We start from the raw sequence: 25,752 nt of genomic DNA on the forward strand, positions 1-25,752 counted from the left end.
CAGTCGTCAATCACGCCAAGAGCAACCATTAATTAAGTGGACAGCCTGTTCTGATCATCGCAATACGATAAGTTACGATGAGCAAAGGCAGGTTGGAAATGCATGAATCTAAAGAAACGAACACTTAAAAACATCAGTTTAAAAAGCCGCTTGCTCCTTGCTGCGGCTTTTTGGCTAGGTGCGATGATATTAGCGGCTGGTGTCGGGATTCCGAAACTGGTTAACGACTACCTCGTCGATGACATGAAGCAGCAGCTTGGCTTAACCATGGATGAGTTAACCGCCAATATCGAAACCAATGACAGTGGTAACCTGATCATGGCAGAGCGTCTGTCTGATCCTAGGTTCAACCAGCCCTACAGTGGTATTTATTGGCGCGCCGCTACCCAAGAGCAGATCATTCGATCTCGCTCGCTATGGGATAAAGACCTCACCATCAAGCGTTCACCGATTCACACATCAGTCAAAGGGCCAGAGAAAGAAAAGCTGATTTACATCGAGCAAGATATCTACCTGCCTGAACTGAGCGACCCTGTCACGATCACCATTGGTATTGATGAAGATCCATTAGAATCCACACTGACAGAGCTTACTGGTCAAGTCTGGTTGATCCTAATGTTGCTGTTTGTTGGCGTGCTGATGTTGATCGGTATTCAAGTCAGTTGGTCGTTATTACCGCTCAGCAAGATGCAACGCGAACTGGTAATGCTAAGAAACGGCGAGCAACAAGGGTTAAGCGATAACTACCCGAAAGAGGTTTCTCCATTAGTCTCTGACCTCAATGCCCTGCTCTTTCACTATCAAGAGTTATTAGAACGAGCTCGTAACCACGCGGGTAACTTATCTCATGCGTTGAAAACACCGCTTTCAGTTCTAAAAAATGAGATAGAGCGACTTCCAGAGGATGACAAGGCACTGCTGCAACAGCCCATTCATCAGATTCAAAGCCAAATTGATTATCACCTTGGCCGCGCTCGTATGGCAGGTGCAATGAACATTCTTTCGGTGAAGTCTTCACCTTGTGAGCGTGTCGAAGCTATCTCAATGGCGTTTGATAAAGTCTACGCTGCCAATCAAGTCACCATGATTAACGAGCTAGACTCTGAGATTGAAGTGGCAGTAGAAAAAACCGACCTTGATGAAATGGTCGGCAACCTACTCGAGAACAGTTACAAGTGGGCGGGCAGCATTATTCGCGTCCATGCAAATGAACTCGACGATGGCAACATAGAGTTGGTGATTGAAGATGATGGCCAAGGCATTCCTGAAGAGAAGCTTGAGCAAGTGACCAAACGTGGCGTCCGACTTGATGAAACCACACCAGGAACAGGCTTAGGGCTTAATATCGTAAATGAAATGGCACACAGTTACCGAGGCAGCCTAACGCTCAGCAAGAGCTCAATGGGCGGCTTAAAAGCTTCTCTGGTGCTTAAAGTAAGTAAAGGCTGAACAAGCTAAGTAAAAGTTAAACACAATAAGCCCTAACGTAATGCTAGGGCTTAATTCTATCGACCTTATATACAACTCTATATATCGTTCACAGCAACATCCAAAGTTTGTGAATTATCACTAAGGGTCGTTGCTCCAATCGTTAATACCCGGCCATCAGTGTAATAGTCATGATCGTCATTGATCACTTCCACCGTTGCTAATGGGTACTTGTCTAACTCGATGTCTGGTAGTAACGTTCGTATCTGATTAGCAAGCCGATCTCGCTCTTCATCAACATTAGGGTCAATGTTATGAAGCACGGTCACAATGCCTGAGTAAGGCGTGACTTTAAGGCCATCATCATAGCTAATTGCGCCTAACCACTGAGGCTGGTTAGTTTTAATATCAACACCTGCACGCCACCAACGAATATGGCTGCGCTTCATCAGGTTACCCGGCAATTGAAAAGCCATATCTTGCGGCTTGTCTCGCCAATATAAATCAGACACTGGCGGCGTTTTTTCTCTAAGCAATGCGAGATAACCAACCCATTCAATCTCATTTCGAGAGAAGGTTTGATTCTCTATCCAGCCTAATTGCTTCATTAAGTCTCTTGGGGTTGCTCCAACATAAATTACGTTGATCGCTTGCGCCGAGTAGAACGAAGATTTACCGGGGAACGCTTTATAGGTAACCGAGTTCCAGTCGACTTTGTTTATTTGAGCCGTCTCTGGTTGATTCTGAAAGTCATCCGCTTTCCAGAAAAAGTGAGCGTAGTTCGCAAACAATACCCACGCCAACAACAGCGCACTAGACTTAAGTACTAAGCATCGCCACTTCATTCGGTAACCGATAATGGTGAAGACTAATACCGCGAACACACCAACGATCAAGCTATTATGCTCCGAGATAAATATCTTAAGGCTATTAAGCCACGGGAAGTTTTCAACGCCGTGCGCCAGTAACATGCCCCAAGCAATGAACTGCCCTCCACCAAGGGCCAAACCGATAAACGCCAACACACTAAAATTACGCCACGGTACACGATGCGAGCCAGCTATAAATGGCACAACCCAAGCGATAGGCCCTAATAAACGAGCAAAAAGAATGATGTATGTGCCTTTGCGAGCAACCAGATAGCGGCAGCGCGCAATTAATCTTTTGGTTTTAGGGCGAAACTTAATGAGCCTTCGTTGCACCTTAACACCGTATTTATAACCAATGAAATAACTGAGTTGATCACCAAGCAAACCACCTAGCATCACCAAAACCAACGCCATCCATGCACCTGAATACAGTTGAAAGCCCGCTGCGATAAAGAACGGCTCTCCCGGTACAAATAGGTTTGGGCCAATGAGAGCATCACCCAATGCTCCCAGAAACAACCCTAGTCCATCAAACATAACAACCTCAACGCTTACTGTTCTTTGTAGTGACCAAACTTGTAGTTCATCTCGTTATTACGCATTTCTCCTTTAAAGAAGCGTCTTACATTGGCTTTAAGATAAGTAGAGCCTGTCTTCACAACGCCATCTTGGTCTAAGCGACGTGGGTCAAAACCAAAAGTCATATTTAGGAATCTAAATCGCCATGTTTTGCTCGCACGTTTTACGTAGTCACAATCTTCACACAGGACGATCTCTTCATCAAAACCGCCGATCTCATCATGCGCCCGTTTAGTCGAGAAAATACATGCGCCAATCGCCGTCGGGAAAAAGAACTGAGTAGTAAACAAGCCTGCGTTAAATAGCCCGTAACCAAACTTGTGTACAAGCGGCAAACCTTTCGAGCTCATGTACACACCCGCCACTTCAAGCTTCTTCTCTTCTAGTTCATAAAGCGCTTTCGCAAGGAAGTTTCGAGGCAAGCTCACGTCAGCATCTAAGAAAAGGATTCGGTTGTATTGCGCCAAAGCAGCCCCGGTGTTTCGGCCAAGGCTCACACCACGGTTTTCCATGTGATGCACCGTTAATTTTGGCAACGCGTTTTCATAAGCTTGCGCCACTTCTCTGGTGTTATCTTCACTGTTCGAGTCGACAACAATCACTTCAAACTCTTGGTGGGTTTGCACGCTCAACTCTTCCATTAAGCGGCTAATGCGTTTCTCTTCGTTTAGCGTAATTACGACAATGCTTACCGGTTTCATATTTTCACCTATTCATTCTGCTGTTTAATTAACACTAAGATTAACGAACTAAGACTTAACCAAGTCTTAGGCAAACATTCATTTTCCGTTCATTAACTTGATGATTTAGCAGTGATATAAATAGATAAGGATTGCGATGTAAAAGGGAGTAAAATACGCTAAACAAGCGTTAGCGAACGTTTTATCTCCAAACGAACCCATTATCGAAGGAAATTCACTTTGAGATGGGCTTCTGACTTGCTCATATTGGAATGTGATGTTAGTATCCGCGCTCGCTTAAGCATGAACTTTTATGTTTAAGCATTACCACACACTCAAGGTCGCATTGAGGTGTGAAGTTAATTTTTACTAATTTGAGAGTAAAACTATGAAATTTGAAGCAGTAGTACGTACTGAACTAGGTAAAGGTGCGAGCCGCCGCCTACGTCACGCTGGTAAATTCCCAGCTGTAATCTACGGTGGCGAAGCTGAAGCTGTAGCTATCGAACTTGTTCACGCTGACGTGATCAACCAAATGGACAAGCCTGAATTCTACGAAGCAATCACTCTACTGATTGACGGCGCAGAAGTTAAGGTTAAGCCACAAGACGTTCAACGTCACGCGTTCAAGCCAAAAGTTGAGCACATGGACTTCATCCGCATCTAATTCCCTACCAAGGAATAAGATTGGATTAATCCAGCCTTCTGCATAGAAAAGATAATCGATCTTACCAGTCGAGAAATCTAGAAATTCGAAACCCCGATGCTACCAACATCGGGGTTTCACCGTTTTTGAGCCCTCAAAAAACGTCCAAAGCATCTTATCGAATCCAAACTAAAGATACCTACCCACGCGCTCTACTTCTTTCAAAGCAATACCATCGGCTGCTATACCAACAGGAGCTGAACCTAGTGAATACCACTTAACATCATCAGTCTCTTGAGCGGTGATATCTCCTTTCCAGTCACTCACGATAAAATAATGAATCAACTGAAGTTCCTTCGTAGGATGGTAAAGCGAACACAAGTATTGGTAATCAATCGGAACAACATTAAGCTCTTCATCAAGTTCACGAAACAGCGCCTGAACCTGGTTTTCACCGTGTTCAATATGGCCGCCAGGTATAGTGATTAAACCGGGATCGGTCTCCCTAGACTCACTACGCGTTTCTAGTAATACCTGCGATTCCTTCAGCATGATAAAAGAAACACACTCGTGGACATCCATCTAATTTTCCTAAAGCCGTTACAAAAGTAGTTAAGTTTGTTGTTCTAGCTTGTGTTAATGCTTAATTTACAACAAGCTTTTTACTCAGCCTTTCATACAATTCAAAAGCTTCTGTTTTAGATATCAAATTTCCGAGAGCGTATTGATGAGCTAGCTCAATATCGTCGCTTTGATTGGAGTAATAGCGCTTGGCGACTGCAGCGCACTGGCTCAGATTGGTGTACCAACTGCCGTCTTGCTCAGCCACAAAATAATACGCCGCTCGCACTAACTTTTTACCAATTACCTTAACGATATCCGCATCAGTCATTGTTTTGAAACTCGAGGGCATTTGCTTAAGAAAAGTCGATAAATCGCCATTAAGAGCTTGGGCTATTTCATTGCTGGGCTTATATCGTGGAAACTTTATAGATAGATCATTCCCCCAAATACAACAGCAACAATGCTTGAGCCAAAACTGCCAATGGAATTCTTCGTTGGGTTGCAGAACATCCCGCAGGAAGCCAGGATCGATATCAAGCTTGGTCACTTGCGGATAGGTTTGGGGTATGGTGTCGGAAAGTAGGTTAAATACTTCCTTTTCTCTCTGACCAACAGGCGTAGCGAGTACGATAGAAACATCCAAATCAGAGCGACCAACAATGGCCGTTCCTCTAGGCACGCTTCCATACAAGTAGATACCATCAACTTGACTTGGAAGTTCTCTTAGCAACGACTGCTGACACCACGTCTTGAAATTCAGGCGCAATGTTCTTTGGCGAATAAAGATTTTGAATGAACCCTTCTCTATCGAGCCCTCTATCTAGCTTCTGCATACCACTTTCCATCACTAAGCCTTTTTCCAATCAGAACGTAGAACCGCCAACACAACTGTATCCCACCATTGACCTTTGAAGAATCGATGATCTTTAAAACACGCTTCTTGTTTCATTCCTAGTGACTTACATAATTTAATCGCAGCCAAGTTCTTGCTGATGGTTTCAGCGTAGATACGGTGTATGCCTAACTCTGAGAAACCAAAATCAGCGAGGGCTTCAGAAGCTTCTATAGAAAGCCCTTTTCCCTGAATTTCCCTTGAGAAAGCACAGCCCATTGAAGCTTGTTTATCGCGTTCAAGACGTAAACAAACGGTTCCAATAAACTTCCCCGAATCTTTGCTTTCAACCGCTAGCTGATAGGACTGGCGTGGTACTTCCAAAGCCTGTGCAACAAACAACTGGGTTAGCTCTCGATATTTGTTAGGTTCACAATCACTTTCATCATAGAAACGCTGATACTTAGCGTCTTGAGACATCGCAACAAAGGCACACTCGTCTTCGAGACTCATATCTCGAAGAATCAACCTGTCAGTTTCCAGCTTAAACATCAAAATTCCTTTTTATCTTATAGCCTTGAAAGGAAAAGTCTCGGAGGTGTTTACTCGTATACTTTCCCGTTATGCTTCAACCAACCATGAGTGTGATGATTACGAGGGTCTTTGTGCGTCCAGTGCATTACGCCACCTTTCTTGTTCCATTCATATTCACCATAAAATTCAACTCGATCGCCCTTTGCCAGTCCCTGAACACGAGGCGCTAAGTCAATATTATGTGCGACTAACAAGGTTTGTCCGCTATCGAGTCGCAAAATGAATTTCTGATGTCGAGAGCCTTTATTATCATCAGGAAGTACTCGATACACCGTACCCGATCCGCGCACCTGAACGTCGCTTTGGTGATTTTCGTAAGCTTGCTTAAGTCGCGTATCATTCGCTTGAACATGACTGATGCCGAAGCTAAGCAGCACTATAAGTAGAGCGAAAAATTGTTTCATTCCTTTCATTTCCCATATCTGTGTGTTGATTTGGGATACTGGTTGGGCATCCCCTCTTTTAACAATGCTTGTACTGAGTTGGACAATAACCTCTCGAAACGTCCGAACTGCGTAGTTTTACATGCTTGGTCGAGCGCCCAGAAACACGTGAGCGCCACAGCTTAAAACTGCCAAGCTTGAGATGGCTACGCATGAAACGAATCACTTGTGATTCATTTAAACCAAATTGGTGCTCTATTGCCTCAAATGGCGTTCGGTCTTCCCACGCCATTTCGATAATTCTTGATTCATTCTCTTTAGATAGCATCATGCATACTCTTCCTTTATAAACTGGAAGAAATACGCCCGTCTTAGATTTAAAGATCACAGGACAAACACTTTGAATTGAACGCGTTATAACGTTCGATAAAACAACAGACTACCAACTAGGCAATCATGGGGTTAAATAAGCTTGTGCGAACTCTCTAAGCACTCTCGCATTATTGTGGTATTTGCTATCCCCGCACTTTGTGCCATCTACTCTGATGTCCGGTCTGGAATATGCAGGTATAACATCTCGCTCATAAGACATCACTGTGCCTCTGTCAGCACAAATTGTACCGAAGGAATATTGAGGAGCTCTTGGATACGTTCCAGAAATGTAACTTTCTATACTATCAAAATCTTTCAATAACGTTTTATAGTCATGATTAGCACCACTTAAATGGCCAATTTCATGCTCCATTAAGTAATCAGGGCAGTTTATCGCTAAAGAAAAAAAGTAGGATACCGAAGAAGACATACCACAATAATCAGACTCAAAGCTAAAATTATAATTAGAAAATACTATCCCAGTAAAAATGGGGACGCCGTCTTCTGTTGTTTCTGGAATCGGTTCTTCCATCGAGAGTTTTAATAACCTCTCTGCTGCGCCCAAATCTTGAAACCAAAGGCTGTCGATTTCAGACGTATAAGTCACCTTAGTGACTTTTCTCGTCATAGGGACGCAGGAGTTTTTTAACACCAGATTCGAATAGCTTTCCCATGTCGCTATTTTAGAGGCTATAAATGCTTTGGAATATTCATCTAACACCGATTCATCAACATAAAGGTGGATTTCTGTATTCAAAACCTCGCTCTGTACACAAGTAGGAAACTCGATGCTTTGAGCATTGGAGAGTCGACTATTGCTCAACACTATAATCAAAACACAACCAACTAACTGGATGAGCCTTTTAAAAGAACTCTCACTGACTCGTGTATTCATTTCCACCCTCTCCCTATATTCAAAACCACAAAGAGCATCAAAAACGCCGTGACTTAAGATTCATATCAACCCCCATTACACATATAAGCATTGGCCTCTCAAAGTAACCTGCACTACCTGTGTTTTTCAGAAAATAAAAAGCTCGCCATACAATGACGAGCCTTGTTGATTATGGGAGCTTAACGCTTATAAGACCTTAACCTTAACAGATCTAGCCACTAAGACAGCTGATCGCGTAAAGCCAATTCAACGTTTTTCAATACTTTGAACTCTTTTCGAGTACAACCGCGCGCCACGGAAACCCAATGGTCGCCAGTTTCATCGGCCCCTTTAAACTCTGCTCGCAACTCATATCGTCGCCATGTAACAAACGCCAAAATAAAGGTCAGTGCAAGCATTGGTAAACCGAACTGAGGAACAAATGCCCAAGTCGCCGCCGAGAGGACTAAAGCCAACGAAACGATATTGATTGCGTTTTCTTTAAGACCCAATTGACGAATTTCTAACTGTTTGATTTTACGTAAGCTATACACATCTTTTTTAACTCGGAGTTCATCAGAACCCACCAGAAAGTCTGATGCTTTGTATGACCTACGAAGTCGCACTAAATTCGCTAACCTGTTGCGTGTTTGGTTCTTATTCATCGCCTTTCTCCATGTTATTTAAAGGTTAGTAAAAACTAATATAATCATGAAGTTAATGAACGAATGCTTGTTTTATAAATCAAACCAATATTAAAATCAAGCCTATGCAATTAATAACAATTATAACAACACCACTTAGCATATAAAATTCAAATAAAAAGAAGGCTTATTGAGGAGTCTACTCATCGTAAATCGATGTACTTTAGTTAAGTGAGATATAGGCCGATAATATTTCCAATAACCGACCAAACATACCAAACGGCGGGCATAATTCCTCCTGCTTTGTAACCACTTATTTAAACGTGATTTTTGCGACAAACTTCGTGTTCAAGGAATGCTGAACCACGGTCACATAACGCTCCATCTTCCATAATCAGAACATTCACCCTCCCTCTTGATCATTGATTTTTTGAATACCAAAATCATTCAATTGAACATATCAACATAGCTTATCGATTAAGCAATTGATCTCATAACAAAGAGACTGTACGCTTACATTATGCACACGGTTACCTAATGGAGATCACGATGAATGAACTACTGACATGCGCTATGGAACAGAAACAACGAACAACAGTGACGAGTTTATTCGCAAGAAATGGATTCAAGATCGCGGCTACTTACTTTGATGATGTGACTTTCGAACGAGAGAGTGTGTTGGTCAATGTTCGTTTTGATGCGTCTTCAAACGTTGAATCGATTTCAATTCTAAACAACTAACGAGCTCACAAGCAGGTCGCTAAAATAATTGAATGGCCAACATTCGAGTCGTTTTAGCGTATCTTGCGACCTGCCCTTTTCTACTTCATCCCCATCCTCTCTCTTCCAAAAGCCACCGAGTGACAATTAAATCAATAACTCGCAATTCCATGAGCTTGGCTTATATTTATTAATACCCTTTGAACAAAAATTCGAAATGATGCCTATGTTCCTAACTCGGTTAATTTATGTCAGTACGCTTTCCGAATGTTGTGATTCCAAAGCATTGGAGGAGATACTCGCTATCTCGCGAGATCATAATCGGCAAAGCCATTTAACGGGGCTCCTCAGCCATAATCAAAAGTACTTTCTTCAATGTATTGAAGGGTCTAGAGAGGCCGTTAACCACACGTACAATCATATTCTTAACGACGAGAGACACAATCACGTCGCAATACTTTATTTTAAAGAGATTGATAGCAGAGAATTTGGAGATTGGTCGATGGGAGACATTCCGCAGTCCAATTTAACCGAGCTGTTGAACTTACAGTTTTCAACATCTGATCAATTTAACCCGTACGAAATGTCTGGCGAAAGTGCTTATCGAATGCTTTTAGAGTTGAAACAGAATTTGCCATCAGAATAGCTCTTCGACCCGACTTAATCCGTAGAGCAAGCAACAAAAAGCCCCAACGTAGGGGCTTTTTGCGTTTTATTGTAAAGGCAACTATTCGTTATTCTTCGGTGAACTCTAATCGCTCTCGCTGCTCACCGCTTCTTGTTCACTGCCAGCAAGAGCTTGCTGTTCGGCGGTAATATCAGATTCTTTGAACACAATGAACGCGCGGCGGTTTAATGCATCGGCTTTTTCAGAGCGTTCATTAATCGCAGGCTGCAACTTACCAAATGACTTCACTTCCCAGATAAACTGCTTAGGATCGAGTTTGGTTTTGAGGTATTCAACCACCGTTTCTGCGCGGCGCTCTGCCAGCTTTTCATTGTAAGAAAGTGAACCCGATTGGTCGGTGTGCCCTGCCACCATTATGCTGCCTTGCAGGCCGCTCAACTTCGTTGTGAAGTCATCTAACTGAGTTATATCTTCTTGCTTGAGTACTGACTTATCGAAATCGAAGTGTGGCGTCATTGCCATATAAACTTTACGTTCTGGTTTTGGTGGCTCACAGAAAGGCATCTCTTCGTACTTCTGAGCTTCTTCAAACACAATAAATGCGCGGCGGTTCTCCGCTCGGTCTTTATCTGTCTTACCAAACAGAAGGGGTTGAGTCTCACCAAAGTGTTTCACTTCCCAGTCATATTGCGTTGGGTCTAGTTGCCCTTTCAAATAATCTGCGACCGATTTAGCACGGCGCTGTGAAAGACGTTCATTGTATTCCAGAGAACCTTTGTAATCAGTATGGCCGACAATCGTGATACGCCCTTTGAGGCCTCTGATCTCTTTAACAAAGGTATCCAAGTTGATCTTATCGAGGTCGCGTAATTGATATTTATCAAACGCAAAATGCTCTGCGATGGCGATGTGCACCTCACGCTCTGGCGCCAAACACTCGCTGATTAAAAACTTAGACACATCGATGCCAGCAAACTTGTCTCGGTTCTCCTGACTCACGTACGTGTCGGTTGCACAGCCGGACAGCAGCAACGTACTCATCACTGCGCTTATTAGGAAAATAATTGTTTTCATCTTACTCTTAACTGTCACTTTGAATTCTCAACTCTTAACTTTCAACCTACTTTGGGGCACGCTTAGATCTTACCGACTAAGTTAATAAACACGCCGGATGCGTCGTAGTCGTCATCATTGGTTAGATCGCTATCAAACGCAGAGAAGTTATAACCAATCCCCATTTTGAAGTTCTCGCCGATGTGCTTGTTCACCGAAACTAACGCACCGTGTTCTAGCTCATCGTTGAGTGTGTCTGTTTTCCAGTGGTATTCACCCGTCACATCCCACTCTTTCATCACACGGTAAGAAGCGCTTAATCCGTATAGGTCGATATCGCTTTTAACCAGCTCATTCGAACCAGATGCTCGTTCAAAAGCTTGCTGTTTGTCTTTATGGGCGTACTTAGTACCGATATCCCAGTGTTGGTCAATCGAATAGATCGCCTCAACTTCAATGATCTGACTGGTTTCGTCTTGATAATCCACATCGCGATCCAGTTGATCGAAATCTGCAATATACGTGTAGCGGCTCAGTAAGTTGAGTCGATCGTTGTAGATCGGACGATACGCGAGGCCGCCAGTGGCTTCGGTAAATTGCGCCATGGTTTCGCCCGTGGTTTCGCTTTCGGTGATGGAGTAATTGTACTTACCAAATAGCGTGTACTCTTCCGTTAAGTGATGCGTGTAACGGTTGGTCGTCACGATTTGTTGCAGCTCTCGCTGAGCGATGTCAGGGTCGTCTTCACTCTTATCCACTCGATATTCAAATTTGTGGCTTAGGGTGATGTCATCTAGGTCAATTGAAGCATTGAAGCTGATGGACTCACGCTCTGTGGTGATGCTCTGGTCATCTTCAATTTCCCCAAGCTGATAACCGATCCCCATCTCGACATCTTCCGTCACATCGTAGCCAAAGCCGTACGAGTCGATACGGCCATGACCATCGTTTTCATCAACAAACTGGTTCTCTTGGTAGAAATCGACACTGCTAGTCAGGTCTGCACGCTGACCAACAATCACGTTGTTTTGGCCTTCGTAGTTATCATCTACATAAGTTACGTAGGTTGAGTGGTCATCGGATACATCGTAAGTCACAGTCGCTTCTGCTACTTGGCCTCGGTCGCCATCGGTGTATTCGCCACCAAGAGACAAGTCTTCCAACACTTGGAATTCAGCACCAATCGACGCGCTGTCGTTTTCATCATAGTCATCCGACTGGTCGACGGTCTTTTGCCCTTTGACGTAAACGCTGTTCTCACTGTCCCACATGTATTCCAAACGCACACCCGCTAAGGTGGCATCACTGTGCTCGTCGTTTTGGTTAAGCTCTTCAGTTTGTTGCCCTGCCGCCGAAACCTTAATGTGCTCGGTGATTTTAACTTGAGTCTCAATCTCAATCGTTTCAGTATCTGTTTCTAGATTACCATCGACATCGCGCTCTTCATTGGTCGAGAAGCGAGAGAGAACCGCCAAGCGATCGGTAGCTTGCAAACGAAGTTCAGCACCGTATGCCTCTTGCTCTAAATCATCGCTGCTGCTTGCGTAGCTGTATCCCGCGTCTTTGTCTCGATACCAAAGTTTCAGGTCATTACCAACAGCACCAAAAATGGTTGGAGCAAGATCATAAAGGCTGGTGACAGCTGTGATTTGGACACTGTCGCCCTCGCGGTCTTCCAATGTGTCGCCAATTGGCGTAAAGGTTAAGCCGCCATCAACAGAGACAAAATTCGACTCAGTTTGAGTACCTTCACTGTGTGCAAACTCAGCCTTAATGTAGGTACCTTCTGTTGCACGCAACGTTAAGTCCGTACCGTAAGACTCGTAGTCTTGGTTGTCCTTTTCTTGAGTTGCATACGTCACGCCAACACCAACGTAATCGTTGATCCAACCTTTAGCACGACCACCGTAAGACATCGCGTCTAATGAATCTGAACCTTGTGGAACATACTCATAATCGACAACCAGAAAGTTTTCGTAATCATCGCCGTTTTCAATCACGCTACCAAAGCTATCGGATAGGATGTTGTCGAGTGGCTTGGTCAAAATAATTCGACCTTGGTATGGGTCAAAATCATAGTCGACACCCGGCTCAAGTGGGATTTCATTCTGCACTAGGCCAGATTCATCTTTTACTTTTACATAAACCTTGTCGCTTCCAGGTACCGCTTCACCATGACGAAGAAAGTACAGAGAACCGCCTGTGCCCAAGAACTCATCGTGTGCATACAACGAGTCTGCTTCTGCGGTAAAACCAACCACGTTCAAACGATCTTCACCATATTGTGTAGTATCGCGAGTGCGATAATCGGCTTTGAAACCATAGAGGCTACGGTTGTAATCGTTGTTCTCGGTGCCTGTTAAACCCGTGTTGTAGTTACCCCACAAGTATTGAGACTTATCGTATTCAACATTGAGGTAAACCTTGCCTTTGGTGTTGACCACTTTTTCGATGTTTGAGCTGTCACCATAGTTACCGTAATAAAGCTCATCGTCGTCTTCGAGGATATCGAACACATCCGAATCGTCGGAGGCGAACGGATGTTTGAACATGTCTTTGATTTCACTTTCTCGCGTATCAAAGTGAGTCGTTACACGAAGTTTGTCGCCAAATTTACCCTGACCAAAGTACGCTAAGCGACCTTGGTTGTAGATGTCATCTTGGTACTGGTCATCGACACTTAATGCATCGCTATTACCAGACACATTATTCTTACCAACATAAAGATCAGCCAAGCCAGTTTGTGCGTAGTACGTATCTGGAATACGAACGTAAAGCTTGTAACGACGTTCATCACCGTTATCAAACACAACCTTGGTTGGGAAAATGTAGGAATCTGTTGGTAAGTACTGCTCTGCGTATAAGTTGCCATCTTCGACATCAAATTCATCTTCACCGATGATGACTTTATCAACGCCTTTCAAACCGGTGCCAATGAACTTGGCTAAGCCCGCATTGGTTGGGATGTTGTGGCGCATCAGCTTAGCTTGGCCGTAGCTTTTGTCTTTGCTCTCTTCATCGTCGTTATCGTTTCGGTCGATATCGACTTCAGAGTCCGGCTTAACTAAGTCAGTCACACCAACGGTGGTCACATCCATGTTGCCATCTTTGTCCCACGCTTTTAGGCGGAACATCAGCTGCTCACCGACCTCAAACTGATAATCAACATCAGTTTGACCATCCCAATTGATGTCAGAGTCGTTCGCCAGTTTATCGCCTTCAAGCACAGCGATTGGCTCAGACAGACCAAAGTCACCCACTCGGTACACTTCCAACTGGTACTTTTTGATGTAGTAACCGTAGTTGGTGGTAATGGTGAAACCGACGCTGTCACGCAGTGTGCCTTGTTCGACTTCTAATTCATCGCTGACACTGACATCTAATACTGGGTCAAAGCGAGTGATGTCACGGCTTGCCCAAATAGCGCCTTGTTCTAGGTAAATACGCGAACTATCTTGATCTTGGTTCGGCTTAGTGATTTCAATGCCAGTCGTCTCAGAACCGAGTTTTTCAAGCTTACCTGTGTCTTTCGCTACCGCCATCACAGGAATGGCCGTTAACACACACGTCGCTAAACGAGACTTACTAAATACTTTCATACAATTTCCAGATACGGTTCCAATGGCTTACTTCTGTTCACTTTGTTGGTCTTTACGATGAACGCTAAAGTTGAACTTGGTGAGCTTGTTCGGGGTAATTCGCAACACTTTCGGGTTTTCGCTTACTACTTCCATGGAGGTGGAGAGCGAATCAGTGTCCAACTTCACTAAGAAGTTCTTACCTTTCTTATTGAGTACCCATTGGTCGGGCACGTGGTAACGACCGTACTGGTCTGTGTAAATAACGATTCCCTCAACCGTCATCAACTTAACGCCCGGAATACCATCTTCGTAGATACCTTTGTTCTCGATAACGATTTCCCACAGGTAATCCTCGCCATCGCGATACAGGTTTCTGGTTACGTTGAGATTTTCCGCGCTCAGTCCCTTCTTCTTATCGGATTCATGCTTAAACTGAATCTGACCTTGTGCGTCGAACTCGATGCGAGAGCCCGCATCAGTCGTGACGTAGAAATCAAAGCTTTGCTGTGTGCGAGTTTTAAATTGAATCACCACTTTGCTGGTTTCTGGCAGTGTTCGGTTCACTGAATGTCCCCAAAGGTCACCAAGCTCCAAACCTTGTTCAAGTGCAGTGGTTATCGCACCATCTTGAATAGCAACGTCTTGACCATCACGAATGATGTGCGTCGAATCAGCGATGTAGCCTTGTGTTGCTAAGTTCGCAGTTAGCTCAACATCAAACGCGGTTGCATCAGCTTGGAATCCATCTTTGTTATGATCTTCAAAAACTTTACCGATGATCGATGAGGTATCGAACACCTTGTCCGGCTCAATGGTCACTTTGGCGATGTCTTCATTAGAAACAGCCGAGCCATCAACCTTCGCTACTGCGGTGTTGATGTAATCACCAAAAGTGGCACCTACCGAGACACGCAATAAGTAACGAATACGCAGCTTCTCGCCCGGATCAAAGTTCAACGATGTGAACATTAACTTGCCCGTATCTGATGGATCTTGAGAGATAACCTGATCGTCTTCCGTACCGAACTCACCATCAATGCCGCTTAGCACAACTTCTGATGTATCCACGATGTATTTCAGACCACCTGGGTAACGGTCTTCCACAGTCACGTTCTTAAAGTAAGATTCATTGTTGTTCTCAACGATGATCTCGTACTCAACCGCATCACCCACTTGCGCGGTATCTTGCAACGCAGACTTGGTCAGCTCCAACTCTCCAGAATTATCAGGAATCTTCTTGATATGAGTAGTTACACTGTCGCTGGTTTCGGTACCATCAGATTCGGTCGCCGTAAAGGTATTGGTAATGTCGTCATCCAAGCCCTTACCTAGCGTACCCACGACCTCAAACGCGTAAGCATTTCGTTTGTTGGATTTCAGGTTAACGGTAGTGTCTAAGTCTTTATTCGACGGGAAAGAATGACGCTGAATAACCGCGCCCGAGTCGTCGACTTCCACACCTTCAATTGTCCAATCGATAAAGACTTTATTACCTGTGCTGTTTTGTAGTCCACTGATCTCATCGGTTAGACGAACATTAGCCGCGTTACCTTGACCGTTGTTGGTCACGGCTAAGTAATAAGTGACACTGTCGTCATCTTCGGTGTATTCAGGCTTATCAGAACGTTTTTCAACAACCAGATCAGCACCCACTGGCGGCAAATCCAAAGCAGATACTTGATCTGCCACTGCCTGCATCGAGGTTTCAGAGGCCAACATGCCTTTAGAACGAGCGCGCATCGCTGGGCTACCAGTTAAGTCGAGGTAGTATCCAAGCACATCGATATTAGTCAGCATGTCTTCGTTGACCGTCAATGTGAACGTGTAATCAATCTTGCCGCCCGGCGATATGTCGACCAAGGTGAACAGGTCTTTGTCGTCATCAAAGGTGCCAGGTTGAGTTTCAGCCCCTTCTGATGTTGCCGTTAGTGTCCATTCATCAAACGCATTACTAAAATTACCATCAATATGATCACCCATGGATTCAGAGAACTGGGTGTAAAGCGCGACATCTTTGGCTATACCTCGGCCTATGTTTTGCACCACTAAGTGATACTCAACCTGCTCTCCCGGCACGTAATACGGGGCATCGGTAAACAGCTCAGCTTGAACCACAGCCGCAACTGTTTGAACTGGAGGACTGATAACATCGCCGCCATCTACTTGCGCAGTATTAATGATGTGTCCGGTCGCGGTATCGACTACGGTGCCTTTTGAGCGGAACACAACTGTGCCGTGCGGTGCAATATCCACACTGTACTCAATCGGGCTAATTTGCTCCGTCGTCGTTCCTACCGTGGTTGACTCAACAACCAAAGAAGTGGTTCCAGCAACAAAAGCAGGCCCAGTGGTACCATCGTAATAGCCCACCTCTATCGTGCTCATGTCATCGACAACACTTAAATCGCTGATGTAGTTGTTAGAGGTGTTTTCAATGGTAATCAAGAATTCCAGCTCACCACCCGGCTCATACTCGGTTTGTACGTTAGTTTTCGTCGCAACAAACTCAGAGTCTTTCGGTGTCATGACTACCGTTGAGTCTTGTGGTGTTCCGTTATAAGTGATGGTTGCCGTGTTACTGATATCGCCAATCGCCGTCGTACGAATCAACGCCTTAACATGGAATGTCACGGTACTTTGTGGCGCCACATCCATACTCACATCGATATCTTCACTCAAGTCGAACGTCTTGGGAGTGACAACAGAGCGATCATCCGAGGCGTCAAAGCTCACTTCCCATAGTAGGAATGCCGACTCTTGTTTATCCGCGGTCGTGTCGACTTGAATGTCACTGATGATGTCTTGAAGTTGAACACCAGATGCAAACGCATCAGAGCTGTTGGTTACGGTGATGTCGTAGTTAATCAGCTTGGTTACTTCATACGATGGCGTATCAACCGTCTTCTTGACCGAAACCGTCGCCAACACTGGTGTACTGGTAGCACTGTCATCAAATGTTGTGCCGTCAAAGGTCGCTGATGCGATGTTAGTAATATCGCCTGTCGCCAACGGATTAGTCGAAACTTGAATAGTGAAAACAATACTGTCTTGAGGCGCAATATCGAGCGTCTCATGAAGGTCTTCATCACGGGTTGCATCCGGTACTGGGGTTTCACCGGTTGTCGATACCGCCGATATTTGGATTGAAGCAGGGTCAAAAGCTTGTTCAGTCGTACCACCTGCAATCGTGGTTTCAACCGACTTCAGCGCATCTTCAATAGCAACATCTTCAGCCCAACCTAAGCCGTTATTCTTAACGGTCACGGTGTACTGAAGTGTTTCTCCCGGAAGGTACTCTGCTTTATCGACATCTTTAGTGATCTCAACTTGCGCATCTTCTGGAATGTAGGTCGCGTCTGCAGAGTGCTCACCGTCGTCGCTATCAACTTTAACGACGTTAGTGATCTCGCCTTTGGCCTTATCATTAACAGTGTTGGTCACGACAAATGAATAACTGTCACCCGGGTGAATGCTGTAAGTCGCACTATAACCCTGTGCGTTATTAACCACATCTTTGCGAGCGTTCAGGGCTGGATCGCCACTGCCATCAAGCTGTTCGTCGCTAATGATCCAATTACCTGTCAACGCTTGCTCTTGATCTGGGCTGTTAGCCACCTCTGTCATGATGGTGTCGATACGATCGGTTAGAACTTGATCGACAAGGTAACCTTCACCTGTGTTAGCCACGGTGATCTTGTATGAGATAGGTTGACCCGGTTGATACTTAGCATCAGGTTCTGCAATTGGCGTCGTTTCTTTGGTTAGAACCAATTGACCCGACTTCGGAGTGATAAAGCCTTCTCGTAAGCGAGCGATCTTCGAATCGTCCAAACCATGTCGTAGATAAGCCGTATTGGTAAAGCGCCCAATCGCATCATCACGAACCTTACCTTGAACGTGAATACGGACAGCTGTGTACTTATCACCACCACCCGTACCAGCATCGTCACGCCCAGCCATCTTGATCGATTCAACAGGTAAATCGATGTCTGGACTGTTTTGACCAACTAGCTTATCTAACTCTGAAAAATCATTAGCGTCAGGGTCTGACGGCGCCGAGTTATAAAGCACATCGTAATCAACCGTCCATTCTGTCAATGCCGTTTTCATTGAGCCATCGACGGTTTCGACTTCAAAGCCGCTGATGATGTCACGAATCGAAAACAGGCCAGAATCCACATCGTCATTGGTGATGTCGATGTAGTAATTCACTGTTCCACCCGGCACGTACTCAGGCGTATCCGTCCATTTATCAATCAGGATATTCGAGCGGCCCGGATCAAGTACGATGTCGTTGGTGTTATCACCGTTCACTTGCGCCGTGTTGGTAATAGTGCCTGTCGCTGAAGTCGACACGGTGCCTTTCACGTCAAACACAATACGCTCACCAGGACGAAGATCGACAGTTGCATTCAATGGTACGCTACCGTTGTAGTTACCTTGCACGTCATAAGTGCCAACAGGTTCAACCGCAATAGCCGTTGTCCAGCTAGAGAACGCATCATCGCCATCTTCGGTTTTGATGGTGTGAATCGCATCAATAACGCTCACGTCATTTGCGATGCTATCGCCTGTGTTATCTAACGTAACTTGGTACTCAACATCACCACGTGGTGCGTAAGTACAACCGCTGCCATCGTTTGAAGGAACAGAACACCCTGCCGATTCACCATCGGTATACACCAAGGTTTTGAAGTAATCGAGCTCAGCATCTTTAGGTGGTATCACTTGCGATGTTGCAGAGTCACTTCCTGCGGTCACTTGGTTCGCATCAATCGTGCCCAAAGCGTCGTCACGAACGACACCGGTTAAGTTAAAGGTCAGCGCTTCTCCCGCGGCAATATCGGTATCAATATCAAGGTTGCCGCTGGTGTTGTAGCTTGGTACATAAGTATCAGCGTTGGCATCAATACCATTGCTGACTTCATGGGTGATATCGCCAGAAACAAAAGCGGATTCCGTTTTACCGCCAATCACTTCGACTTGAATGTCTGTGATTGTATCTTTGACCTGAATATCATTCGCCCAACCGTTTTCAGGGTTTGTGACTACAAATTCATACTCAACTTCGTCACCCGGCAGATAGGTATCACCATCATTGAACGGGTTGCCGTTGATCGACACCACACGTTTTTCAACACTGGTATTATTTTCAAGCGGCATTAAATTCGCTGTTCGAGCACTACCGTCATACGTCGCTTTATTTTGAATGTCACCCAATGCATCTTCACGAATTTGAGCATGAATAGTGAACGTTAAGCTTTCTTGAGGCGCGATAACAATCTCGTTATCAATATCGATGTTATTGCCCGGTACAAAGTCAATCGCGTCGGTAATAGAGCCTGTCGCAGCCGTTTTATCTAGGCTAACTTCCCAGCCAACCAAGAACGGTTGTCCAACAGGATCACCACCTGAAGTGGTGCTGTCTTCTGCAATACGAGTTTGAATTTCCGAAATCGCATCTTCTAGGCGAGAACCATATTCAATACCATCGCCCGCATTCTTAATCTCAACGCGGTAGTAAACCTCACTCTCGCCAAAAGCTTGAGAATATTCAGTTTTTTGCGAAGAGAAGCCTGCATCATAAAACGCTTTTTTAGAGAACGTGACTTCAGGATCCGCCATCGTTGATGGTGGCGATACCGCGACCAACTCATTGCCATTGTCTTCGTCGATGAAAGCTTTGTTGGTAAAAGAACCAACCGCTTTCGGACTGATCTTGGCTTTTATGACATAGCGGACAAACGCTGACGATGCAGCTCGGCCAAAGTTGTCTGCCGAGATATCGAAGTGAGTATCAATCGGCTTATTGTCTTGGATTGAGTTATCAACATCTGGGTTGGAAATACCTGAGCTATCAGTGAATGTTTCAATCGTCCAGCTATCAAAGGCAGGGCCACGCGTTCCATCAAAGTATTGAGTGTTAATTTGGTCGATGTCATCACGCAAGCTCATATCATCAACGTGGGCGCTCGCAATGTTCTCAATTAAAATTTCATACTCAACATAACCACCTGGCATGTAGTTAGTTGCGCCAACCAGTTCGTTTTCATCCGTGTCGTAATACGCCAGAATGTTCTTTTCAAAATCAACTTTTCGAGCTTCTTGACGAATATCATGAGATATCGTGTCACCATCAACGGTTAGAACGTTAACAACATCACCATTGGCTTTGTCATTGATGGTCGCGACAACTTGGTACTCAAGCTTAGCGCCCATCGGAATATCGGCTTCAACATTTAGGTTACTGTTGGTTGATGTGTAAACATTGCCAGCACCTGCGCCCGCATCCACATACTCAGAATCAGTTCCAGTTGCGATCGATGTGATGGTCCAATCTGAATACGCTGGTCCTGTATTACCATCCACTAAGCTGACCGTAATATCTTCGAGGTTATCGACGATTGGAATATCGTGAGCGTTACCTTTGCCGTCATTCTCAATCACTAAGTGATAGGTCACGGTTTGAGCGGGCTCGTACACCGCTTCATCAGTCGTTTTATCAAAATCTAAATGGTAGTCATCGGGAATCACGACGGTATCTCGATAATGAATATCACCGACCGCATCCGGTCTTACGGTACCTGTTACTGTGTAAGTCACGTCTTCGCCAGCATCGATATCAATCGAGGTTACGATGTCAGTGTCGTTCGCAACATCACCGTCTTTGGTACCATCTGTTGTACCCGCGTTCGCAGGATCGCTCTTAGCAACCGCCACCGTAAACTTGTTTGAACCTACCGAATCATCGAAAAATGGATTACCTGAATTGCCATCTTGTAGCTCCACTGATATGTCATTAATCAGTTCGTTAACGTCTACGTTGTTTCGATAACCATGTCCATCTTGAGAGTTGTACCTAATGGTATAAGTCAACTCATCTCCCGGAGAGTAGCGGTTAATGTTAGTAGTGCGAACAACGCCGCCGTTATTATGTACCTGATGGTTTTCAGCCACGGCACGTTTGGCATACTCACAATCGTCAGTACAACCGGCATTATCATCATGAATCAGCACGGCTTCGTTGCGGATTATGCCGCCGTCTCTGTCCGCTACACCGTTAGATACCGCATTGTCTTTGACATGCGCCTTAATACGCACCGTGACAAAGTCTTTGGCCGGAATTGAAACTGGGAACTCCACATCTTCAGTCGTTTGAGGGCCGAAACCAGAGCCAGTATCAACAGACCAATAGTCAAACGGGTTTTGATTAAGAACATCTTCTACTTCACCATCTTTATCATTCGCTAGCGTAGTAGTGATCTCACTCAGGCGATCCATGAAGATAAGATCGGTCTCATCAGTGTCGCTGTTATTGCCAATAACGATGGTGTAGGTGAGATCTTCACCCGGCGTGTAGCGGACAACATCGGTCGTTTTGGCTAATGAAACATTGATGTCATAGGTACTGTGTGAGTTATCTATTTGAGCGGAAGAGCTGTGGTCACGGTCTGTAATAGGATCGTAAACATCAACACGGTTCGATACTTGTTCTTCTTCATAGTCAGACTTAACAATGCCGCTCACCTCATAGTGAACCCACCCTCCGGGAGTGATATCAACGTCGGTATCGATGTCAGTGTCGTTAGCAATGTCACCGTAACGAGAACCCGGTTTATCTGTGTTGGTCGAACCTACAATTGTCCAACTATTAAAGAAGTTAAGCGCTGAAATACTATCTTGTACCGTTGCGTCATTTGCATAGCCAACACCGCGGTTATAGATATAAATATCGAACGTAGCGCGCTCACCTACAACAAAGTCGGTATTTTGAGCGGTCTTAGCGACTACAAGATTCGGCTCGCTAGGATAGGTACGTACCGTATCCGATAGATTAGTATCTGGTCCTGTCACTGTTGCGGTATTGGTGAATGCTCCCCAAAGAATCTCACTGTCGACACTGCGATCGAGTGTCCCAACAATGGTATAAGTAATCGTCGCACCTGGCGGGATCTGAGCGGTGGCATCCAGATCATTGTTATCCGAGAACGATCCAGGGTCAGTCACAGCTTTCACCCACGGAGAGTCTGCCTCTCTTTCTGCACTGATCGTCCACGATGAGAACACGGGCTTGGTTTCACCCGGCTCGTGAAGGAGCTCAGCTTCTATGGTGCTGATTTCATCTTTGACATTGATGTTAGAGGCGAAACCGTTCCCTGCTGGGTTGGTAATGCTGATCGTATAAGTGACAGTATTGGTGGTGTCGGTATACGCGTTTTGTTCGTTATGACCATCAACACGCTTATCCAATACTAAGTAGTAATCTCGTGGGTATGAGCCTCTGTCGGAATAAAGCACGCTGTCGACCGTCACTTCATTACGGATTTCATCATCGGCAATGGGGTTTACGATCGCTGCAATGCTATAAACGATCTTATCGTGTGGGGCCAGCTTAGCCTTCTCGTCCAGGATAAGTTTATTGCTTTGATTACCTTCAATTTGACCAGTAAAGCCGGGATCACTGTTTGTCGAAATTGAGCCGTCAGAGGCATAAGATTTCGCAGTAATAATCCAGCTCAAATACGCTTTAGTCGGTGTATCATTAATAGACTGAGTCATGACAGAGACTAAATCATCATAAACCGGTATATCAATCGCGTAGCCGTCACCGTTATTCTCTACCGTGATGTCGTAGTTCAGGGTGCCGCCAGCTGAGTAGTAACGAGAATCAACTCCCTTTTGGACTTTTAGTTTCGAGTTTGGCATTTGAACGCCAGAGCCCGACTCGCCTAAGTTATCCCCTAAGCACAAGCCGGCATCGGTACCATCATCAACAATCTGACCCACACTGGTGTCTGCCACTTTTGCGGTCAGCTTATAATGAACGTAGCCCTCAGGTGCGAGGTCGACTTTCAAATTGATGTCGTTTGTTGTCCAAGTATTGTAATTAAATGAGCCATAGTTCGATCCGTCACCACTTCTATCGGCGACTTCAAGCTTCCACTCGGAAAATGCTGAAGCGTTAGAGCCATCCGCTTGCTCTGTCACGATACAAGCAAATTTATCGACAACTTCAATATCGTTGGCAAAAAACTCTGTGTCCTTGTTAGAAATAACAATGTCATAGACCACTTCGTTATCACCGGCTATCCCCGGAACATAAGTAGTATCTGTGGTGTTCTTATTACGTGTAATTTGACTTGATGACGTCGTCAGAACGCCTTTCGAATCAAGAATATTAGCCAAAGCATCGCCAGAATCTGCGAGGCCATCAGCATCAACTACTCGGGCAACAACTTGGGGGATTTGACCAATAGACACAGGGCTAACGTCCACCACAACGGAATAAACAATCTGCTCACCGGGATAGATAGACACTTTGTCTTCTAGTGACTTGTTGGACTCCTTTCCAGATGCATTGAGTTCTGAAAGGCTATTAGAACCGATTGAGCTCACTTCATTAGTCCAAAAATCGTAAGGATTGCCAACCGTGTCAGTTGCGTTCTTTTCGTTGCTGACATCGTTACCTAGATCGGTTTCAAGATCTGCAAGAAACTGCTGAACCGAATAATGGTAAGCAATACCGGAGTTTGCTTGGTTGGCAACCGTGACCGTATAGGAAAACTCATCGTCGACTAGGTAGTTATCCGATTGGTTCAAGGTATGTGTCAGGGTGATACTAGGCTCAGTGGGTGGAGTGATAACCTCATCAACTGTAACCAAGTCATCGCGTGTTTCAGCAGTTATGTCGTCATTAACAATGTCGCCGACTAAATTGTCGGCAACAGTTGCTTGAATTTCGTAAGTCACAGACCCGCCAATATCAATCGACGCAGCACTTACTGATAAGTCCCCTGATTCGGCGAAGGTGCCTGGATCGCTTTTGCTGCCTTCAACCTTGCTAACTAAATTAACGTTGTCAGTAAAGGCTTGTTGCAAAGCTCCTTCAATATTGAGTGCCTTTATGTCTGAAATGACATCTTGAACGTCGATCGTCTGAATAAACGTATCGCCAGTGTTCGAAACCTTAATCTTATAGGTGAGCTTGTTATTGAGTTGATAGTTAGTCTTATCGACCGAAACAACAACATCATGTTGGTACACACCACGCTGAATGGATTCTGTATTTGATTCAACAGCATCCAACAGTCCAGTGCTCGCACTTGCGACGTTATCAATCGTACCGGCTGCGTCACCAGAAACGGTGGCGACCATGGTGTAGGTCACCGACCCACCAGCCGCAATACGCACACCTGATGCATCTAAATTCCCGAAGCGACTGTAATCACCCGGAGATGAAAGGAAGGAGGATTGCGCTTGAGTTGAGACTTGCGAGAACGCGTTGACATTATTCCCTTGATCATCTGTCGTTAAGATATTTAACAGCTCATCTTTAACGTCCAACTCAGCGATAGCTTTATCCGACTCATTCGTTAAAACAAGCGTATAAGCCACCTCTTGGTCGTTGTCGTAATACGCACTGTCAACAGACAGATCCATAACAAGACCCGTTGTGTCCGCATAGGAGGCGAATGGAAACAGCAGAAGGAATAAGAAAAAGGCAAGATTGTATCTGAACATTAACGCGCACTTCACAGTAGATTGACAAGTGTCTAGGCAAAAAGCCATAGATTTGACGTCACTAATTTGGCACCTAGCCTGTTAGGGACATGCGCAAGATACAGTTCAAATAATCCGAACAATTAACATCCGTAAAAAACAAATTACTGAAGATGTTAAATATAGAGTCTGATGTCTAAATTAGAATCAAGACATTGAGTTAATTGTCAGAAGGTTAATGTTTTAATGAGTGAGTTTTCACAGTTGTTACGTAACTTCAGAAAGGAACTTCAATTTACACAAACAGAGTTTGCAACCTACTTAAATCAGCTGGACGATGAGTTTAATGCGGTTGACGTCGTAACGATAAATCGTTGGGAAAACAGTAAGGTAAAGCCTAGTTCATACAAAGCACTCAAGATCTTACAGTACCTTGGCGGAGATTTGTTTGAGACAATAAAGAGCTTTAAGTCCGAACAAAAAGACACGTTAATCGAACTGTTTTTAAACGAATCCTATGGCTCATTTCAAAGTAGAATTTCAGCTCTATCAGGCCTGAATCAACAACAAGGCAAACGCAACTTTAAGTCACGGCCTTTAATGTCAGAGCCGTGTGACACTGGCGTTATCGACAGAATCAAACTACTTTCTAAATTCACAAAAGTCGATATTTCGCCATTGGACCAAATTGATTTATATCTCTACTACTGTGAGAAAAAAGCACATGGTCACAAACTGATCAATGTAGATGGCTTTGTTTCCTAAATCAGGGAACTAATGCTTAAAGCTACGATCAGATCATCTA

16 protein-coding genes and 1 pseudogene are annotated in these 25,752 nt (G+C 44.7%); 5 read left to right on the top strand and 12 right to left on the bottom strand.

The genetic code is table 11. The annotated features are described in order from the left end of the window. The first annotated feature begins 102 nt into the window (after positions 1 to 102). Positions 103 to 1,449: an ATP-binding protein gene (locus tag AB6E52_RS13680; protein ID WP_102320612.1), complete on the top strand. Its 1,347-nt coding sequence runs from the start codon at positions 103 to 105 to the stop codon at positions 1,447 to 1,449. Positions 1,450 to 1,526: 77 nt separating this feature from the next. On the opposite strand, the gene AB6E52_RS13685 is transcribed toward AB6E52_RS13680, so the two are convergent. Then, a complete protein-coding gene (locus AB6E52_RS13685; RefSeq protein WP_017070602.1) occupies positions 1,527 to 2,834 on the bottom strand; it encodes an LssY C-terminal domain-containing protein in 1,308 nt (435 codons plus the stop codon). A gap of 14 nt (positions 2,835 to 2,848) precedes the next feature. After that, on the bottom strand, positions 2,849 to 3,577 hold the full coding sequence (locus tag AB6E52_RS13690) for a glycosyltransferase (protein ID WP_102320613.1): 729 nt from the start codon (positions 3,575 to 3,577) through the stop codon (positions 2,849 to 2,851). A gap of 367 nt (positions 3,578 to 3,944) precedes the next feature. Between AB6E52_RS13690 and rplY the strand changes: the two genes are divergently transcribed. Next, positions 3,945 to 4,223: a 50S ribosomal protein L25 gene (rplY, locus tag AB6E52_RS13695; RefSeq protein ID WP_017060373.1), complete on the top strand. Its 279-nt coding sequence runs from the start codon at positions 3,945 to 3,947 to the stop codon at positions 4,221 to 4,223. 168 nt (positions 4,224 to 4,391) lie between these two features. Here rplY and AB6E52_RS13700 read toward each other — a convergent pair whose 3' ends face one another. From AB6E52_RS13700 to AB6E52_RS13730, 7 genes and pseudogenes are all read right to left on the bottom strand, one after another. Beyond that, positions 4,392 to 4,784, bottom strand: a complete 393-nt coding sequence (locus AB6E52_RS13700) for an NUDIX hydrolase (RefSeq protein WP_102320614.1) — start codon at positions 4,782 to 4,784, stop codon at positions 4,392 to 4,394. 61 nt (positions 4,785 to 4,845) lie between these two features. Next, positions 4,846 to 5,599, bottom strand: a pseudogene (locus AB6E52_RS13705) (nucleotidyltransferase domain-containing protein). Positions 5,600 to 5,613: 14 nt separating this feature from the next. Next, positions 5,614 to 6,150: a GNAT family N-acetyltransferase gene (locus AB6E52_RS13710; protein ID WP_102320615.1), complete on the bottom strand. Its 537-nt coding sequence runs from the start codon at positions 6,148 to 6,150 to the stop codon at positions 5,614 to 5,616. 50 nt (positions 6,151 to 6,200) lie between these two features. Next, the gene (locus tag AB6E52_RS13715) at positions 6,201 to 6,596 is read right to left on the bottom strand and encodes a DUF3465 domain-containing protein (RefSeq protein WP_102320616.1); all 396 of its coding nucleotides are present in this window, start codon (positions 6,594 to 6,596) and stop codon (positions 6,201 to 6,203) included. 58 nt (positions 6,597 to 6,654) lie between these two features. Beyond that, positions 6,655 to 6,906, bottom strand: a complete 252-nt coding sequence (locus AB6E52_RS13720) for a TIGR03643 family protein (protein ID WP_017091136.1) — start codon at positions 6,904 to 6,906, stop codon at positions 6,655 to 6,657. Between the two features lie 123 nt (positions 6,907 to 7,029). Continuing rightward, positions 7,030 to 7,842: a hypothetical protein gene (locus AB6E52_RS13725; RefSeq protein ID WP_102320617.1), complete on the bottom strand. Its 813-nt coding sequence runs from the start codon at positions 7,840 to 7,842 to the stop codon at positions 7,030 to 7,032. A gap of 218 nt (positions 7,843 to 8,060) precedes the next feature. Continuing rightward, entirely contained in the window at positions 8,061 to 8,486 is a 426-nt protein-coding gene (locus AB6E52_RS13730) for a hypothetical protein (RefSeq protein ID WP_102320618.1), read from the bottom strand. Positions 8,487 to 9,014: 528 nt separating this feature from the next. Here AB6E52_RS13730 and AB6E52_RS13735 point away from each other — a divergent pair. Beyond that, entirely contained in the window at positions 9,015 to 9,206 is a 192-nt protein-coding gene (locus AB6E52_RS13735; RefSeq protein ID WP_241910591.1) for a hypothetical protein, read from the top strand. A gap of 205 nt (positions 9,207 to 9,411) precedes the next feature. Beyond that, positions 9,412 to 9,831, top strand: a complete 420-nt coding sequence (locus AB6E52_RS13740) for a BLUF domain-containing protein (protein WP_017079037.1) — start codon at positions 9,412 to 9,414, stop codon at positions 9,829 to 9,831. Positions 9,832 to 9,936: 105 nt separating this feature from the next. Here AB6E52_RS13740 and AB6E52_RS13745 read toward each other — a convergent pair whose 3' ends face one another. From AB6E52_RS13745 to AB6E52_RS13755, 3 genes are all read right to left on the bottom strand, one after another. Then, positions 9,937 to 10,887, bottom strand: coding sequence for an OmpA family protein (locus tag AB6E52_RS13745; RefSeq protein WP_102320620.1), 951 nt, complete (start codon positions 10,885 to 10,887; stop codon positions 9,937 to 9,939). 62 nt (positions 10,888 to 10,949) lie between these two features. Next, the gene (locus AB6E52_RS13750) at positions 10,950 to 14,465 is read right to left on the bottom strand and encodes a hypothetical protein (protein WP_102320621.1); all 3,516 of its coding nucleotides are present in this window, start codon (positions 14,463 to 14,465) and stop codon (positions 10,950 to 10,952) included. Positions 14,466 to 14,492: 27 nt separating this feature from the next. Next, positions 14,493 to 24,887, bottom strand: a complete 10,395-nt coding sequence (locus AB6E52_RS13755) for a DUF11 domain-containing protein (RefSeq protein WP_102320622.1) — start codon at positions 24,885 to 24,887, stop codon at positions 14,493 to 14,495. 306 nt (positions 24,888 to 25,193) lie between these two features. On the opposite strand from AB6E52_RS13755, the gene AB6E52_RS13760 reads away from it, so the two are divergent. Further along, positions 25,194 to 25,712, top strand: a complete 519-nt coding sequence (locus AB6E52_RS13760) for a helix-turn-helix domain-containing protein (RefSeq protein ID WP_241910592.1) — start codon at positions 25,194 to 25,196, stop codon at positions 25,710 to 25,712. Positions 25,713 to 25,752 lie beyond the last annotated feature (40 nt).

The organism is Vibrio sp. 10N.247.311.13, assembly GCF_041467595.1.
Classification (GTDB): domain Bacteria; phylum Pseudomonadota; class Gammaproteobacteria; order Enterobacterales; family Vibrionaceae; genus Vibrio; species Vibrio crassostreae_C.

Coding starts and splice junctions, on each gene's coding strand:
- AB6E52_RS13680 (WP_102320612.1), top strand. CDS start 103: ATGAATCTAAAGAAACGAACACTTAAAAACATCAGTTTAAAAAGCCGC.
- AB6E52_RS13685 (WP_017070602.1), bottom strand. CDS start 2,834: ATGTTTGATGGACTAGGGTTGTTTCTGGGAGCATTGGGTGATGCTCTC.
- AB6E52_RS13690 (WP_102320613.1), bottom strand. CDS start 3,577: ATGAAACCGGTAAGCATTGTCGTAATTACGCTAAACGAAGAGAAACGC.
- rplY (WP_017060373.1), top strand. CDS start 3,945: ATGAAATTTGAAGCAGTAGTACGTACTGAACTAGGTAAAGGTGCGAGC.
- AB6E52_RS13700 (WP_102320614.1), bottom strand. CDS start 4,784: ATGGATGTCCACGAGTGTGTTTCTTTTATCATGCTGAAGGAATCGCAG.
- AB6E52_RS13710 (WP_102320615.1), bottom strand. CDS start 6,150: ATGTTTAAGCTGGAAACTGACAGGTTGATTCTTCGAGATATGAGTCTC.
- AB6E52_RS13715 (WP_102320616.1), bottom strand. CDS start 6,596: ATGAAACAATTTTTCGCTCTACTTATAGTGCTGCTTAGCTTCGGCATC.
- AB6E52_RS13720 (WP_017091136.1), bottom strand. CDS start 6,906: ATGATGCTATCTAAAGAGAATGAATCAAGAATTATCGAAATGGCGTGG.
- AB6E52_RS13725 (WP_102320617.1), bottom strand. CDS start 7,842: ATGAATACACGAGTCAGTGAGAGTTCTTTTAAAAGGCTCATCCAGTTA.
- AB6E52_RS13730 (WP_102320618.1), bottom strand. CDS start 8,486: ATGAATAAGAACCAAACACGCAACAGGTTAGCGAATTTAGTGCGACTT.
- AB6E52_RS13735 (WP_241910591.1), top strand. CDS start 9,015: ATGAATGAACTACTGACATGCGCTATGGAACAGAAACAACGAACAACA.
- AB6E52_RS13740 (WP_017079037.1), top strand. CDS start 9,412: ATGTTCCTAACTCGGTTAATTTATGTCAGTACGCTTTCCGAATGTTGT.
- AB6E52_RS13745 (WP_102320620.1), bottom strand. CDS start 10,887: ATGAAAACAATTATTTTCCTAATAAGCGCAGTGATGAGTACGTTGCTG.
- AB6E52_RS13750 (WP_102320621.1), bottom strand. CDS start 14,465: ATGAAAGTATTTAGTAAGTCTCGTTTAGCGACGTGTGTGTTAACGGCC.
- AB6E52_RS13755 (WP_102320622.1), bottom strand. CDS start 24,887: ATGGATCTGTCTGTTGACAGTGCGTATTACGACAACGACCAAGAGGTG.
- AB6E52_RS13760 (WP_241910592.1), top strand. CDS start 25,194: ATGAGTGAGTTTTCACAGTTGTTACGTAACTTCAGAAAGGAACTTCAA.